The 16,208-nt window shown below is 47.4% G+C and carries 11 protein-coding genes; 8 read left to right on the top strand and 3 right to left on the bottom strand.

The window, feature by feature from the left end; genetic code table 11:
- Positions 1 to 4 precede the first annotated feature (4 nt).
- From ACSR9A_RS08105 to glpK, 3 genes are read left to right on the top strand one after another with little or no spacing between them, the layout of a single operon-like run.
- Positions 5 to 868 carry a transketolase gene (locus tag ACSR9A_RS08105; RefSeq protein ID WP_473756574.1) on the top strand — a complete coding sequence of 288 codons (864 nt, stop codon included), beginning with the start codon at positions 5 to 7 and terminating at the stop codon, positions 866 to 868.
- 3 nt (positions 869 to 871) lie between these two features.
- Positions 872 to 1,810: a transketolase family protein gene (locus ACSR9A_RS08100; protein WP_473756573.1), complete on the top strand. Its 939-nt coding sequence runs from the start codon at positions 872 to 874 to the stop codon at positions 1,808 to 1,810.
- 12 nt (positions 1,811 to 1,822) lie between these two features.
- Positions 1,823 to 3,328 carry a glycerol kinase GlpK gene (glpK, locus tag ACSR9A_RS08095; protein WP_473756572.1) on the top strand — a complete coding sequence of 502 codons (1,506 nt, stop codon included), beginning with the start codon at positions 1,823 to 1,825 and terminating at the stop codon, positions 3,326 to 3,328.
- Positions 3,329 to 3,525: 197 nt separating this feature from the next.
- Here the strand turns inward: glpK and ACSR9A_RS08090 are convergent, their stop codons facing one another.
- On the bottom strand, positions 3,526 to 3,606 hold the full coding sequence (locus tag ACSR9A_RS08090; RefSeq protein ID WP_414811846.1) for a putative holin-like toxin: 81 nt from the start codon (positions 3,604 to 3,606) through the stop codon (positions 3,526 to 3,528).
- A gap of 219 nt (positions 3,607 to 3,825) precedes the next feature.
- Here ACSR9A_RS08090 and ACSR9A_RS08085 point away from each other — a divergent pair, with 219 nt between their 5' ends.
- The 4 genes from ACSR9A_RS08085 to ACSR9A_RS08070 all read left to right on the top strand — a co-directional run bounded on the left by ACSR9A_RS08085 (position 3,826) and on the right by ACSR9A_RS08070 (position 7,719).
- Positions 3,826 to 4,677, top strand: a complete 852-nt coding sequence (locus ACSR9A_RS08085) for a sugar phosphate isomerase/epimerase family protein (protein WP_473756571.1) — start codon at positions 3,826 to 3,828, stop codon at positions 4,675 to 4,677.
- A 259-nt stretch (positions 4,678 to 4,936) separates the two neighbouring features.
- Positions 4,937 to 5,365 (top strand): MarR family winged helix-turn-helix transcriptional regulator, encoded by a 429-nt coding sequence (locus ACSR9A_RS08080; protein WP_473756570.1) that lies wholly within the window; start codon positions 4,937 to 4,939, stop codon positions 5,363 to 5,365.
- Between the two features lie 32 nt (positions 5,366 to 5,397).
- On the top strand, positions 5,398 to 7,053 hold the full coding sequence (locus ACSR9A_RS08075; protein WP_473756569.1) for an MDR family MFS transporter: 1,656 nt from the start codon (positions 5,398 to 5,400) through the stop codon (positions 7,051 to 7,053).
- A gap of 174 nt (positions 7,054 to 7,227) precedes the next feature.
- A complete protein-coding gene (locus ACSR9A_RS08070) occupies positions 7,228 to 7,719 on the top strand; it encodes a GyrI-like domain-containing protein (protein ID WP_473756567.1) in 492 nt (163 codons plus the stop codon).
- A gap of 102 nt (positions 7,720 to 7,821) precedes the next feature.
- Here the strand turns inward: ACSR9A_RS08070 and ACSR9A_RS08065 are convergent, their stop codons facing one another.
- Positions 7,822 to 9,099, bottom strand: coding sequence for a glycoside hydrolase family 18 protein (locus ACSR9A_RS08065; RefSeq protein WP_473756566.1), 1,278 nt, complete (start codon positions 9,097 to 9,099; stop codon positions 7,822 to 7,824).
- Between the two features lie 388 nt (positions 9,100 to 9,487).
- Positions 9,488 to 11,251, bottom strand: coding sequence for a hypothetical protein (locus tag ACSR9A_RS08060; RefSeq protein ID WP_473756565.1), 1,764 nt, complete (start codon positions 11,249 to 11,251; stop codon positions 9,488 to 9,490).
- Between the two features lie 948 nt (positions 11,252 to 12,199).
- Between ACSR9A_RS08060 and essC the strand changes: the two genes are divergently transcribed.
- The gene (gene essC / locus ACSR9A_RS08055; RefSeq protein WP_473756564.1) at positions 12,200 to 16,192 is read left to right on the top strand and encodes a type VII secretion protein EssC; all 3,993 of its coding nucleotides are present in this window, start codon (positions 12,200 to 12,202) and stop codon (positions 16,190 to 16,192) included.
- Positions 16,193 to 16,208 lie beyond the last annotated feature (16 nt).

The raw sequence follows: 16,208 nt of genomic DNA, 5'->3' as shown, positions 1-16,208 counted from the left end.
AACGATGGGGAGCAATGCAAGCTTGAGCAGCACGGAGCTCAAAAGCAAGGCGGCACAAATACGGATGGATTTGCTGCGCATGATCCATGGCGCAAAAACAGGACATACGGGCGGCTCATTGAGCAATACGGATATTTTAACGACCTTATATTATAAAATTATGACGATTGATCCGGCTCGGCCAAAATGGCAGGAGCGCGACCGCTTTATTGCAAGCAAAGGTCATTCCGTTGAATCATTATGGTGCATTTTGGCTGATCGCGGCTTTTTTCCGAAGGAGGAGCTTGCGACGTTCAGTCAGTTTGGAACGAGGCTCATCGGCCATCCGAACAATAAAGTGCCAGGCATTGAGATGAATACGGGGGCGCTTGGGCACGGACTGGCGATATCGGTGGGCATGGCGCTTGCTGCGAAGAAGGATGCGAGGGCGAGCCGCGTATTTTGCTTGATGGGCGATGGCGAGCAAGCTGAGGGCTCCGTTTGGGAAGCGGCGATGGCTGGCGCTCATTACAAGCTCGACAATTTGGTCGGCATTATCGATCGCAACCGACTGCAAATTAGCGGCTCGACGGAAGAGGTCATGGGACTGGAGCCATTGGAGGAAAAATGGGCGGCCTTCGGCTGGCATGTCGTCTCCATTGATGGCAATGATATCGACGCGCTTGTAGAAGCTTTCGAAGCTGCCCCTGCTATAGCAGGCAAACCGACGCTCGTTATGGCGAATACGGTGAAGGGCAAGGGAGTGTCTTTTGCTGAAAATGTGCCGCATTGGCATCATCATGTGCCTAGTGACGAGGAGCTGGCGAAGGCGCTTGCCGAGCTTGAAGCCGTCATCGGCAGCTACACACAGGAAGGGCAGGTGCAATAAGCGATGGCGAATAAAATACCGAATCGGCAAGTCATTTGCGAGACGCTGGTAACGCTGGCGCAGGAGGATAAGGATATTATGGTGCTGGCGAGCGACTCGCGCGGCTCTGCAGCAATGGCGCCTTTCGCGAATGCTTATCCTGAGCAGTTTGTAGAGGTCGGCATCGCGGAGCAAAATATAGTCGGTATCTCGGCAGGCCTTGCCCATAGCGGCAAAAAGCCATTCGTAACGTCACCGGCCTGCTTCCTGAGCATGCGCAGCATTGAGCAAATTAAAGTCGATGTCGCTTATTCCGGCACGAATGTGAAGCTGGTTGGCATTAGCGGCGGCGTCAGCTACGGCGCACTCGGCATGTCGCACCATTCGGTGCAGGATATCGCCGTGGCGCGGGCGATTCCGGGGCTGGCGATTATTTTGCCGGCGGATCGCCATGAGACGAAGCGGATGACCGAAGCACTTGTTCAGCATGAGGGTGGCGTGTACGTCCGTATCGGCCGCAATCCGGTCGAAGACAGCTACGAGTCGGATGACTATGAATTTGTTATCGGCAAGGCCGTGACGATGCGCGAAGGCGTGGATATTACGATTATTGCGACGGGAGAAACGGTAAGAATCGCTTTGGATGCGCAGGCGGAGCTGGCGGAAGCGGGCGTGTCGGCACGCGTGCTGAACATGCATACGATTAAGCCGCTTGACGAGGAAGCCATTGTGCGTGCTGCACAGGAAACAGGCGGCATCATTACCGTTGAGGAGCACAGCATTCATGGCGGTCTTGGTGCAGCGGTTGCTGAGGTGGTTGTGCAGCAGCATCCGGTGCCGATGCGGATTTTGGGCATTCCCGATGAGCCGGCAATTGCAGGCAAAACATCAGAAGTGTTTGAGCATTATGGCATTAGCAGCAGCAATATAAAAGCGATTGCTTTAGGCATGCTGGGAAAGTAGAGGGCATCGGCGATGGACAAAAGCTATCTGCTGACGATTGACCAAAGCACCTCCGGCACGAAGGCGCTCATTATTAATCATGCGGGCGAGGTCGTGTCGCGCAGCTCTGCGGAGCATACGCAGTATTATCCGCAAGCAGGCTGGGTGGAGCATGATCCGCTGGAAATTTATGAGCAGGTGAAGCAGGCAGCGAAGGAAGCACTGCGAGCGGCAGGCATAGCGGCGAGCGAGCTTGCGGCACTTACCATTACGAATCAGCGAGAGACCGCTGTGATGTGGGATAAGGAGACGGGGCAGCCTGTTTATCGCGCCATCGTCTGGCAGTGCCAGCGAACCGCGGAACGCTGTGATGCGCTAAAGGCGGACGGTTTGGAGCCGTTGGTACAGGCGAAGACAGGCCTGCTGCTTGATCCTTATTTCTCAGCGGCAAAATGGGGCTGGCTGCTGGAGCATGCCGCTGGCGCCAAAGAGCTGCTCGCAGCAGGCAGGCTGCTCGTTGGTACGATCGACAGCTGGCTGCTGTGGAAGCTGACGGGCGGGGAAGTGCATGCGACCGACTATACGAATGCGAGTCGGACTTCATTGTTTAATATCCACACGCTCCAATGGGATGTGGAATTATGCGAGCTTTTTGGCATTCCGCCAGCTGTGCTGCCCGAGGTGAAATGCTCGGATGAGCGATTCGGTTATACGAACGACTCGGATTTATTCGCTGAGCGAGTCCCGATCACGGGCGTCGTAGGCGATTCACAGGCTGCGCTGTACGGGCAGCTGTGCCTGGAGCCGGGCATGGCGAAGGCTACCTATGGCACCGGAACATCGGTGCTGATGAATGTGGGCAGCAAGCCGGTCGCTTCCGGCAATGGGCTGGTGCTCGCCATTGCCTGGGGGCTTAGCGGCAAAATGACCTATGCGCTGGAAGCGGTTATTCGCACCTCCGGCGACAGCATGCGCTGGGTGCGGGATAATCTGGGGCTGTTCAGCTCGTTTAGCGAGCTTGCGCAGCTGCTTGAGGAGACGCCGGATAATGACGGCGTCTATCTTGTCCCAGCCTTCGTTGGGCTGGGAGCTCCCTATTGGAAGCCGCATGCCCGGGCGGCGATTACCGGCATGAGCCGGGGAACAGGCAAGGCGCATATTGTGCGCGCCGCCCTGGAAAGCATCGCGTATCAGGTGCGCGATGCGGCCGAGCTGATGCAGGCGGAGACCAGCATCGCCTTGAAGGGCTTGCGGGCCGATGGCGGAGCATCGGACAATGCCGTGCTCATGCAGTTTCAGGCGGATATGCTCGGGCAAGCTGTCTCGAAATCCGATGTAGCAGAGCTTTCCGCTATGGGCTCCGCCTATATGGGCGGCGTAGGTGCAGGCTTTTGGGAAAATGAGGTGCAATTGGTTCAGCTATTGGGCGCTAAGGCGAGCGCTTATCGCTCGTATTCGCCTGCAATGAAGCAGGAGGAGAGAGACCGCTTGTACAAAGGCTGGAAGCAAGCTGTTGCCTCTGTATTGTATGAAGGCTAGATATAAAGTCAACATATAGATGACTTTCACATGACTAGAAGCAATGATGCGTGTTATAATACGATTAGAAAATGCGTACAATGCAAAGAGAGCCGTGCTGGTAACACGACTCTCCGCGCAATAGCCGCTTTTAAGGGCGGTAGGCTTCTAATCGAGGTTTACGTCAAAATAGACCGTCTCCTTTGACCTAGGGCGGTCTATTTTCGTTTATGAGACAGTAGCATCACGATAAGCGTACCGAAGGTAAGCATTAGCATTATTGCTTCAAATACTGTCACAAGGCATCCCTCCCTTCTATCGAGAGGTAGCCGGCCGCCCTTGTAAGCCTTTTCTATTGCTTTGCGATTATACCATGGCAAAGGTTTGAATGGATAGATATGTATATTTAGAATAAGCTTCAGCTGCGCAAAATATCCAACATTGACGCTGGTACAAGCTATAAGGTATAAAAAGAATGTAAACGTTTTTATGCTCACATCGAGAGGGGAATTACTTTTATGACATTGGAAATTGGCTTGCAGTTGTTTTCTGCCAAAACCGAATTTGCACGTGATCGCGCTGGCACATTAAATAAAATTGCGGTAATTGGCTACCGAAACATCGAAATTCCACTCGATTTTACAGGTCAGGATTTGTTCAAGCTCGGCGATCTCAAGGCTGCTGATTTGAAGCAGCTTGTAGATCAAGCGGGCCTGAACGTTATTGCCACTCATATTTTCGTCTCGGACGATGCCCAAATCGCTGATGTCATTGCCTTCAATAAAGAGCTGGGCTGTACGAAAACGATTATTCCGATATCATTTTTCACCAATTACGAGGATGTCCTTGCATTCAGCGAGAAGCTGAACCGCTACGGCAGCCAAATGCGCGAACAGGGCATCAGCCTGCTTTATCATAATCATTTCCATGAGTTCCAGAAGTTCAATGGTAGCTATGCGCTCGATATTATTTTGGAGCATACCTCTCCTGAAAATGTTGGCTTTGAGCTTGATACCTATTGGGCGCTGCGTGGCGGCGTTGATGCTGTAAGCTATATCGAGAAGCTGGGCAACCGCTGCGAATTTATTCATCAGAAGGATTTGCCGGCGAGCGTTAATCCGGTTAACCTTTTTGAAACGCTTGATGAGAACGAGCCCGTTACGATGGGAACGTTTATGTCGATTGGAAGCCCGGATGCGTTCACTGAAATTGGAGAAGGCACGATTGATATTGCGGGCATTTTGCAGGCGACCCAGAAGCATACAAGCACTAAATACATTATTGTAGAGCAGGACGCAACAAATAAAGGCGAGCTGGAAAGCATTGAGATTAGCTATAAAGCTTTAACTAAGCTGTTGGCTGAGCTGTAGAACGCAGCTATCATTAACGGCATCTATTATAGTTAAAATAGGAAGAGCCGAGATCTGTTTTGCAGATTTCGGCTCTTTTTTAATTTTGCCCAAGTGAAGCGCCAGATGTCACAAAACCAAATAGGCTAAAGCATTGACTAATTTCGCGAAAAGATTTATAGTGATAAATAGTTTAGTGATGAAATATTTATTAATTGCGCTTTATGATAAAGCGCTGGAATGATTGGACGATGAACGCAAATAGGGAAGGGGTGAATACATGCCAAGCAAGGAAGACGTTGTCGAGCTCTCCACCATGTTCAAATTGATCATGAAAAATGCGAATTCAGAGTGGAACAAACGGATGCAAGGGAATATGTCATTGTCCCAGTTCAAGCTGCTTTATTGGCTCAAACAAGATGGACAGCAAAGAGTATCCGATCTGGCCGAGAAAATGTGCATTTCCGCTGCTGCCATAACGGGATTGGCTGATAAGCTATCTGCGGAAGGCAATATTGATCGGGTTAGGGATGAGGAAGATCGCCGCGTCGTATACATCGATATTACCGAGAAAGGGAAAGCTACTCTCGACCAAATATCGGATGATCAAAAAGAAACGCTCGGCATGATGTTAAACTGTCTGGCACCAGAGGACATCGCACATTTAAAACGAATTTTCAAAAAGCTAAACGATCATATGCATATTTAATTCATACCGAATGAAGGGAAGAGATTTAACCTATGGAACATTTATCACAAAAAAGAAAGCTGACCATTATGGTTGCGATTATGTTCGCCATGTTTTTTGCAGCGATCAACCAAACCATCGTCAGTACGGCGATGCCAAGAATTATTGCAGAGCTGCACGGAATGGAGCTGTACACATGGTCGATTTCGATCTATATGCTGACTTCAACCATCGCGACGGTACTTGTCGGCAAGCTATCGGATATTTACGGACGTAAGCCATTTATATTGGCCGGTATTTTATTTTTTATCATCGGCGCTTTTCTTGCAGGAACGTCGACTGACGTTTACCAAATGATTTTCTACCGTGCGATTCAAGGTGTGGGCGCAGGTATAATTATGGCAACGGCCTTTACCGCAGTAGGCGACTTATTCCCGCCACGGGAGCGCGGCAAATGGACCGGAATTATGACAGCCGTTTTTGGCTTTTCCAGCGTTATTGGCCCAACGTTTGGTGGTTATATTGTTGACCACATGGCATGGCACTGGGTATTCTGGATTTTCCTGCCGATCGGCATTATCGCCTTCATTATGATTTTGACGCTGTTTCCGAAGACGGAACGCAAGCAATCCGAGTCGATTGACTACTTGGGCTCGCTGTTTCTGACGACCACGCTTGTGCCATTGCTGCTTGCCTTTACATGGGCAGGTACGAAATATGCGTGGGGCTCTGCCCAAACGATTGGCCTATTCGCGGCAACGCTCGTATCGGCGCTGATTTTTGTATTCGTCGAATCCAAGGCGAAAAGCCCGGTGCTGCCGCTTCATTTTTTCAAAAATGGGATAGTAACGCTCTCTAATGTAATTGGCTTCCTGATGAACTTCGGGATGATGGGCGCTTTGATTTACCTCAGCTTCTTCGTGCAAGGCGTGCTGGCGATTTCGCCAACCTATGCTGGATATGTCACGATGCCAATGTCGATTGGTATGGTTATTACGAGCGCGATTGGCGGTCAATTGATCAGCAAATCGGGCAAATACAAAAAATTCGCCTTAATCGGCATGCCGCTTATGGTGGCGGGCATGGTGCTGATGGTGTTTATGAACAGCGTGTGGATGGCAGTTCTGGCGATGATCGTTTTCGGCCTAGGTCTCGGCCTTGGGATGCCAGTATTCTCGCTGGCCATTCAAAATGCCGTTCCCTTCAAGGAGCTTGGCGCCGTTACAGCGGCCATGCAGTTGTTCCGTAATATGGGCGGTACCATCGGTATTGCTGTAATGGGAACCGTGCTTTCAACCAGCTTGAAAAACAATCTGACCGAGCTTGCCCAGTCGGGAGATGCTGTTGACCTCAGCAAGCTTGATCCGAAAGTAGCCCAAGAGTTCGCCGTATTTGCTAATCCGCAAATGCTGACGAACCAGCCGGAGCTGGAAAAGCTGCACCAAAGCTTGCCGGCCGACCTACAACCGTTGTTTACAAAAATGGTGGAAATGCTTCGCGAGGCGCTGGCTTCGTCGCTTTCAACCGTGTTTCTTGCAGGTACGCTCATTTTGGTCGGTGCGGTCATTTTGACCTTCTTCTTGAAAGAAATTCCGCTCCGCACGTCGAATGCAGCACCGCAGCCAGCAAACGCGGATGCAGCAGCGGATACAGATACGGATGCAGGCAGCAAGCTGCGCGGCAAGCTTGTCAGTCAGCCGACGGAATAATCGGTTGTCGAATATCATTCATTAAGCGAAAGCCAGTGTGCTTCGCAGATTAAAAGCCATCCCCAAGTGCAGCATCGGAAGCAGTCTAACCGATGAGCGCGAGGGGATGGCTTTTTTATGATAAAATAGCTGTATTTCCTGCCTGTTTAGATAGGATTGAATGGAGGACAGCTCATGGAACAGAAACGAGAAGCAGAGGTCGTAGCACTGCCGCTTTTTCATGTCGTAGGCTTTAAAGTGGAAGCGAGCGTTCAAGAGTTTGAATCGGGACTTGGGAAGGGAACCTATCAAGCATTAATCGAGAGAAAAGCAGAAATTCAGCATAGGAAAAATGACCGTATTCTTTTAATTCAAATTTATCCGATGACTGCTGATTTTAATCCCCAGACAGATAGGTTCACAAATATCGTTTGCTGCGAAGTAAGCGAGCCCGGCGATGTGCCGCTGCATATGGTGAGTCATACGGTGGCTGAAAGCAAGTATGCGGCCTACACGCATATCGGGCCTGAATCGGAGCTTAGCCGCTCGTATAATTATCTTTATGGCGAGTGGATGGAAGAAACGGGACATGTGCCGCAGCATTATGATTTCGAAGTTTGGGATGAGCGATATGAACCCGAAAGCATGGAAAATGAGATTGATATATTTGTGGCGTTGAAGGAATAGCCGAGGTAAGACAATCGAATGTTTTAACGAACGATGGACATAACAAAAAGCGAAAGCCCTCCCGCAGCGGAGGGCTTTTTTGGCGAGGCAGCCGCAGTGCTGCTACACCAGCTTGCGGACGGTGAAATTTTGCTGCAGGACGTACCAATTTTGAGGAAAGGGTACGCCAAGCACCCAGTAGCTTACTCCTCTGAGCTTATAATCCTTCACAATATTGAATTTGGCTTGTACGCTGCGGGCGTCCTCATACCAGACCTCATGCTGTGCGCCTTGTTCATCATAATAAGTATAATGAGGCGATTCGGCTATCGGATCATATTGAATCGTTGCACCATATTTAGCGGCCCGAGCGACGGCTTGCGGCGGATTGACCGTCGGCGCCCATTTGCCGCCTTTTACGTACGGCTGCGTCCAGTCATAGCCATAGAGCGGCATGCCCATGACAATTTTGGAGGCGGGGATAACGGATAGCGCATAATTCAGCACCTTAACGACTTCGTTGAGTGGAGCGACAGCGAGCGGAGGTCCGCCAGACCAGCCCCATTCATACGTCATCAAAATAACAAAATCGACAATCCGTCCATGGGCGGCATAATCATGTCCCTCGTATAACGTGCCTTTCTGCTCCGCGCTTTGCTTCGGGGCAAGACAAGTAGATACGAGCAGATGATAGGGATGGAGCGTATCCACCAGCTTTTGCAAAAAAGCATTATACGCTTCACGATCTGCTGCCCGCACATATTCAAAATCCACATTCAGCGCCATGTAGCGCTTCTGCTGCATCACGGACAAGACGCTCGCAATGACCGCGCTTTGAATCGCGGCATCCGTCAGCACAGCATGGGCAATATCGCTGCTGAAGGTGCCGTTCTCGAAATTGGTCAGCACCATCATTGGTGCTGCTTTCTCTTGGAACGCCGCTTCAATTATAGCGCTGTCGTCAATTGGCACAAGCGTGCCGTCCAACTGGACACGATAGCTGAATGGGCTCAGATAAGTAAGGTTGGCGCCAATTTCATGGACGAGCGCTACGCCGTTGGCGCCGAATTTTTCCGTATAGCCGTTCACTTCTATGATAGGCTTCTCCGGCTGCGGTATGACGAGCACTTGGCCTGCCTTAATGAGGGCAGGGTTTTTGAGCTCGTTTGCGCGCATGAGTTGTTCGATTGTAACGCCGTATTTCAGGCCGATCGACCATAGGCTTTCTCCCGGAAGCACCTTATGATTGCCAGCCTCCGAAGGAATAATGATTGCCTGGCCAATGACGAGTGGAACATCAGCGGATATGCCATTAGCTGAAGTGATAGACTCTGTGCTGACGCCGAAGCGCTGTCCGAGCTGCCACAGCGTATCGCCTTTTTTAACCGTATGGATATGCATGTCGCGATAAAACCTCCCCCAAGCAAAAGTTCTTTATCTACTTATATTCGACCGTTCTATGAAAAAAGACTTCGGTTTCACTTTTCCTTCTTTTTGTCTGTGGGGTTGCTTCTGCTCTTCTGTTCTTCTGCTCTTCACCTGTTAAAAAAAGGCCCCCAAAATAAAAATGGGGGCCTAAAGCGGCATTGTAGCTTTTATAATTTGGTTTGTTTTAAAAGTGTGGTGAAGGAGGCGGAGTGGAATGAAAAGCTTGAACTGGAGAAGCGTTAGCGTTCGCTTTTACCCTTGAATTTCCCCATTTAATGGGATGGTTATAGAAATTCAAGGGTAATGGCGATCGGAAGTCAAGCTTTTCATGCAGCGCAGCCACCTTTCACCATGGCTTTTACTACGATAACCGAATCGAAAAGCGGTTATCGACTGGGGACAACAAATTAACGATCACGCTTTGACAGCCAGCGGGGTGGCTATCGTCGCGAACGGAAGGCATCCAATGCTCGAATGCGCCAGACGTCAGCTCAATTGCCGAGCCATCTGACATTTCATAGCGGCAGGAGCCCTGCTTCAAGAAATAGTTGCTGCTGCCGGCAATGGCTTCGAGACCTTCCCCGCTAAGCTTGCCATCCTTGGCAAAAACAAACGTCAGCTGCGTCATTACATCTTCTTGCAGCTTATCGGAATGCAGGCGAATGTCCCAGCCGTCTGCCGTTTGCGTAAGCTCCGATTCAATAAAATGCTCCTGCAAATGGGTTCTTTCCCGCTCTCCATGGGGAAGCAGGTACCAAGGGGCGTCCGCTGTTACGCCGTCCGCATCCAGCTTCGGAAGCAAATGGCTAGGAATGGGCCCATTATAGCCTTTATACATGCGTTTGCCGAGCTTATAATGACCATCTTCCGCTTGAAACTGGTCGAAGCTGACGACGCCCGGTGTAAAGGCAGTCGACACTTTAACCGCAAGCAGGCTCGCCGAGCCATGGCGGAGCGAGAAGAAGGATGGCGCACTCGTCATAACCGTCGCGCTTGTCTGTCCATCGCGGACACGAACGAGCGGCGCGCCGAAGGCGGTATGCGCAGAGCTGTGAGTAATATGAAGCTGATGCCCCTGCTTTTTCATCTCCTGCAAATCTTCATGAATCGGGTGCTGACCGTTGATGATTTTTACATATCGATCTGACAGCGCAGCCCGCTCTATATGGCTGATGTCCATTTGCTCCGGATAGAGCAGATAGCCAATGAGCGGATGGTCTGTCACCGAGAAGAACTGTTTAAAGAAAGGACCCGCATAATCGGACAAGGCGGCAAACAGCGGATCGCGGTCATACGATGCCATCAAGCGGTAGGGGAGAAAATAGCCGGACATATCCGAAGGCTGTCCATAATCCTGCCGGCCAGAATAGTCCGTTACAACCTCTCCGGAAGGATGGACCAAATATTGCATCATTCGCAAATTGCTGCGTACACTTTCCAGCAGCTCAGGGCGATCAAGCGACAGCGCTGTATGGTACAGGGCAATATCGCTGACAGCATTGTAGATGCCATTGCTGCGCTCGGTCCATTCGCCATCGGCAGTAATATCAATGCCTTCTGCAAGCCATGCATTCGCACGAGCCACAAGCGCCGGATCAGGGAACGACTTGTTCAACAGGCCGAGGGCTGCTGTTAGAATCCAGCGGTGATTTGGCGTATGGCAGCCGCCCTCAAGCATGGCTGGCGTTGCCCGCTTCAGAAACAGTGCAAGCAGGGAAATAGCTTTTTCAAAAGCGGGATATTCCACACTTTGCTGCACCAATAGCTCATAAAGCTGCGCAAAACCAATCACGACAAAGCCGGTATCTGGCGGCGAGTGATAGTTGGTTGAGCCAAGCGTAATCGTTCCGTCGCTATGCTGGCGGTTAAGCATATATTGCAGCGCAAGCTCAAGACTGGCAAGCAGCTGCTTGTCGCGATAAAACGCTGATTCCGGACTGCACAGGGCAGCAGTCCACTTTGCGATGACAGCGCCTGTTCCGACATGGCTCGGATGAGGCAGGCCTGTAAATGAGTCTATAATGCCTCCGACATTGCGGCTTTCGGAGTCTTTAATTTGAAGGCCCAGAGATGGGGTGACAAGCTGATCATTTAATTGAACCAAGCGCTGATAGATGGAGTCCATGTTGTTGCTCCTTTTTAGGTTTGTGGTTGTTTTGAATGAGGAAAGCCCTCGTCATCATTTGAAGTAAACCGCTTTACCTGGCGTGACGAATTCATAAATTGCCTCTCGTATGCCTGAAACGACAAAGGCCTGCTTTGGCGTAAAGATGGGCTCCGTATGGCCTTACATCGAATCTTTTTTTGCATGCCTAGAAATCGATGCTCTTCGGATTTGATTCTCGTACAGTTTACCATATTTCTCGCTATTTAGTCGTAGTCTCTCTGTCATATTTTCACTGGCTTATTTATATCCAGCTCATTAAGCATCTACGTGCCGCGAATACCAACCAATGGTCTACTATCCTATATTACAGATGGGAATGTAAAAGAGACGTGTTTACACCAAAGTTTTGGAATATGTGGCTCTTAACTGATACAGATAGCAGATTCCGTATCACATAAATGTCGAAATTGAGGGAGAATTATGAATAAAAACACCGATTTTATAAATAGGTTAATTTTCCTGTTTTTAATGATTGTTAGCAGTCATTTGAATCGGAAAGTCGTTAAAAAGAACTAATTCCGCCCTCCCTAAGTCTCCTTTTTATTATTCGTAAAAATAAATGTCGGTATAACGCCTTAATTAAAGTAATTTAAAGGTAATACAAATTTCGATTAATTTATATTTAAAATCGGGGAATTAGAAATTAATCTCATTAGTACAGGAAGTAATTTAATGTATTGAAATTTTCAAAGAATTGGGTGTATAATAAAAACAAAAATTATGTTGGAAATTATCGAAAAATGTAATGAACTAAAAGAGGATTTAATGAGAAAAAGTGTTTTTAATTGATCTCATAAAATTTAATGAATCAATAAAAATAATTATAATAATCTTATATTAACATTTAATATATGTGATTTTTATTTTATTCCTAATAAAAAAATCTGATAAATGGTGGTAAATAATATGGATATAAAAAATGATAATGACACGCAAATTCAAAGAACACCTAGAATTATGCCTTATTACCCAGAAGGTGAACTAGTTCTTCAGGATCCTGCAAAACCACTGGGCAAGCCAACATTTGCATGGCTTACGATTTTAGTTCCTCCGCTTGCGATGCTTGTTGTTGCTATATTTATGTCAACTCTTACTAAATCACATATTATGTTAATTTCTACAATTGGAATGACAACCGTGACGGTAGTTGTATCCATACTAAATTACAGATCAACAGTTAAGAAGCATGAAGAGCAAACGAAGAAGCAGGAGAAAAAGTACCTCGATTATCTATTTAATATCCGTTATGAATTGTTGGAAGCATCTAATCAGCAACGGGAAGCACTCCGCGTTATATCTCCCTCGATAGATGAATGTATCTCCATTGTTAGACAAAGACAGAAGCAATTGTGGGAACGAACGGCAATGGAGACGGACTTTTTAACGATAAGAATAGGGAATGGCATGCAGCCCTTAGCTCTTAATCCTACATACACGTCCAATACAAAAGCGGTAGATGAAGATAACCCATTAGAAAAAATAGCGAGTACCATTTGTGAAGAATTGGCCTTTGTTCAGGATGTGCCCGTACAAATTCCTTTACAATCGATTAGCACATTGGGGCTCTTCGGGAAAAGGGCAGAAGTTAGCGAGTTTTTGAATGCTATGCTTGTACACCTGACTACTCATCACGGTTTCGATGATGTGAAAATTGTAGGTCTGTTTGATCAGGCTGAGATGGAGATGTGGGGATGGACAAAGTGGCTGCCGCACACTTGGGATAAAGATCGTGAAATTCGTTTTTTAGCTAGCAATGAGTATGAAGCTTCTATCCTTGTAGACGTTCTATTACCCGAAATGAAGAGGCGGGAAGAGGACAAGCCCTCCTATGGAACAAAGACGATTAAGCTGCCACACTACGTTTTTCTCATGCTTGCTCCCGCATTGTGGGAAGATTCCGATCTAATGAAATATATCGTTTCAAACAATGATTCGTTGGGGATAACGAGCATCTTTATTTCGGAGAGAATTGATGTAGCGCTTCCTTTGAATTCCCAGGTCATTATTGAGGTGAAGAACGGCCAAGGCATGACTAGGAAAGATTTAAATCATTGTATGGGGCAAAGCACCTATCATTTTTTATCTGATAGCGTAAGCAGCAAAAATGCAGAAATTTTTGCGAGAATGCTGGCTCCTTTAACGATTAAAGAGACGAAAAATAATAGCTTTATTCCTCCAATGGTTACTTTTCTAGATAGCTTTAATGTCAAGCTTGTCGAGGAATTGAACATTACGAATCGTTGGGGCACAAATCAGGCTAATCGAACGCTCGCTGTACCACTTGGACAGGCTAGTGCAGGCAAAACCTTGCTATTTGATATGCATGAGAAGAATTATGGGCCCCATGGTCTAGTAGCGGGTACAACGGGTTCGGGGAAAAGTGAGCTTTTGCAATCCTTGTTGCTGGCTTTAGCTGTTAATTACCATCCGCATGAAATTGCTTTCGTTCTCATTGATTATAAGGGCGGCGGAATGGCAAATGCCTTTGCTGGTTTGCCTCATCTGGTCGGAACGATTACGAATTTAGGCGGCAACCAAATTAATAGAGCGCTGGCCTCGATCAAAAGTGAGCTTTTGCGTAGACAGCGTTTGTTTGGTGAAGCGGGAGTAACAAGCATTGACGATTACATTGTGTTGTATCGCGAGCAAAAGGTTCAATTGCCATTGCCTCATTTAATAATCGTTGTGGACGAGTTTGCTGAGCTTAAATCTGATCAGCCTGAGTTTATGAAGGAGCTTGTTAGTGCGGCTAGGGTTGGCCGAAGCTTAGGCATTCATCTTATTTTAGCGACTCAAAAGCCTTCAGGTGTTGTTGATGATCAAATATGGAGTAACTCCAGATTTAAATTATGCTTGAAGGTTCAAACGCCATCAGATAGCCAGGAAATGTTAAAGCGTCCTGATGCTGCTGAGATAAAGGAAAAAGGCAGAGGTTATTTGCAGGTAGGGAATAATGAAGTGTTCACCCTGTTCCAATCCTCGTGGAGTGGTGCTCCTTATAATAATACGGATAGTGAGCAAGAAATTGAAATTAAAGCCAATGCTCTTGGTTTCAATGGTGAGCGTAAGCGCCTTTTGCCAAAAATCAGTAATAATAATGAGTCTAAACGCTTAAATCAGCTGGAATCAGTAGTGAAATATATTAATCAGGTATCTGAGGAGAGGAATATTCGAGAAGCGTTCCAATTATGGCTGCCGCCACTGCCGGAATTATTGAGCCTACAGGAACTATTGGTCGATGAGGAAGGATGGGATGGGCAGCAATGGACGGAGCCGAGTGATTATCTAGTAGCTCCTGTTGGATTAATTGATAACCCTTCACAGCAAGCGCAATACCAGCTCAAAATTGATTTTGGAAGAGATGGACATCTGCTTATCTATGGTGCGCCTAGCAGTGGGAAAACAACAATGTTAAAAACCATTTTGATGTCGCTTGCGCTGAAATATAATCCAGACTATGTGCACTTTTATATTTTGGATTTTGGTACGAGAACGTTAGGTGTTTTTAATGATATTCCTCATCTGGGCGACGTTATTTATCCGGAAGATGAGCAGAAAGTAGATAAATTGCTTCAACTGCTATTAAACGAATTGGAAGATCGCAAGCGGAAGTTTTCTAAGCTGGGGATTAGCAATCTGGTAGCTTACCGTTCTTATACAAAAGAAGAGATTCCTTCTATCGTTGTTGCTCTAGATAACTATACGGGGTTCGCGGAAAGTTATGTGGAACAAGTGTTGGAATTAGGAAAGCTAGTAAGGGAAGGCGGAAATTATGGCATTTATTTTGTTTTTACAGGCAATGCCATAAATACTTTCCCTTACCGAATTGCCCAAAATATAAAACAATCCATTGTATTTCAGATGGTGGATTCCTCCGATTACTCAAGCATTGTTGGACGTACAGAGGGATTGGAGCCGGCTAAGGTTGTTGGACGGGGACTTGTGAAAGATCAAATACCTTTAGAATTCCAAGGAGCTACCCCTGTTGAAGGGGGAAGTGATGATCAAATTGCTGAAGGCATTCGTGTACTTTCTGGGCAAATGAAGGATAAGTGGAAAAAGAAACAGGTAAAAACAATTGCTATTATTCCGGATGAGCTTAGCGTTAAGGATTTTATTGCGAATGCAAAAATAAACGCCGGTGATCGGGAAGGGAAGAATTATGCATTTCCAATCGGGCTGGATTGGGACAATACTCTTCCGTTCGAGGTGGATGTAAGCAGCGCGAATAGTCTTTTCATTTCTTATGCTCCAACGGTAAATGCGGAACTGTTGTTTGCATCTTTGCTTCACTCCATGAGCGCTTTTCTGGATGCTGAACGGGTGAAAATCAATGTGTTTGATAGTTCGACCGTTCTTAAGTCAAGTGAAAATGTCCATATGGAAAATGTTCATTATATGCGAACGGAAAGCGAGTTTTCATTATTAACCCACTCTGTTATAGAACAATTGCAAATTCGTAAAAATGATTCCCGTGAATATGTTGCGAATATGGATGATCCTGATCAGTTTAACGAAAGCGATTATATCCTCAGTCGATATCCGCTGTTCATTATCTGCCTTCCAGATCTTAAGGCTTCGATTGAGCTGATGGATGGTGACTCACTGCAGCATATGGAGAGGATAGCTCGTTTTGGTGGGGGCTTGGGAGTCCACTTATTAATTGGCGGGCTTGCGGATGACATAGATCAATTGCAGTTGGTGACGTCATTGGTGCCTTTGCTGGCTGAAGGGAAGTCTAAGATGCTGGCTGGAGGTAAGCCGTTCGAGCATACAACGCTTATTGGAGACAGTTATAAAGGTGATTTCCAAGAATTGAATCGCAAGATGCAAGATGGCGAAGCAAGGTTCGTATTGGGAAATGAAATTAGAAGATTGAAAATGCCGACCGCATTGTAGAAGCAGGATTGCTGAG

The organism is Paenibacillus sp. R-74696, assembly GCF_055814915.1.
This window is presented reverse-complemented; position numbering and strand designations above follow the sequence as displayed.

Excerpts from the sequence above, each read along its gene's own strand:
- ACSR9A_RS08065 (WP_473756566.1), bottom strand. The coding sequence starts at position 9,099 with ATGCATATCCATACGGTTAAAAAAGGCGATACGCTGTGGCAGCTCGGA.
- ACSR9A_RS08105 (WP_473756574.1), top strand. The coding sequence starts at position 5 with ATGGGGAGCAATGCAAGCTTGAGCAGCACGGAGCTCAAAAGCAAGGCG.
- ACSR9A_RS08080 (WP_473756570.1), top strand. The coding sequence starts at position 4,937 with ATGCCAAGCAAGGAAGACGTTGTCGAGCTCTCCACCATGTTCAAATTG.
- ACSR9A_RS08060 (WP_473756565.1), bottom strand. The coding sequence starts at position 11,251 with ATGGACTCCATCTATCAGCGCTTGGTTCAATTAAATGATCAGCTTGTC.
- essC (WP_473756564.1), top strand. The coding sequence starts at position 12,200 with ATGGATATAAAAAATGATAATGACACGCAAATTCAAAGAACACCTAGA.
- ACSR9A_RS08075 (WP_473756569.1), top strand. The coding sequence starts at position 5,398 with ATGGAACATTTATCACAAAAAAGAAAGCTGACCATTATGGTTGCGATT.
- ACSR9A_RS08085 (WP_473756571.1), top strand. The coding sequence starts at position 3,826 with ATGACATTGGAAATTGGCTTGCAGTTGTTTTCTGCCAAAACCGAATTT.
- ACSR9A_RS08070 (WP_473756567.1), top strand. The coding sequence starts at position 7,228 with ATGGAACAGAAACGAGAAGCAGAGGTCGTAGCACTGCCGCTTTTTCAT.
- ACSR9A_RS08100 (WP_473756573.1), top strand. The coding sequence starts at position 872 with ATGGCGAATAAAATACCGAATCGGCAAGTCATTTGCGAGACGCTGGTA.
- glpK (WP_473756572.1), top strand. The coding sequence starts at position 1,823 with ATGGACAAAAGCTATCTGCTGACGATTGACCAAAGCACCTCCGGCACG.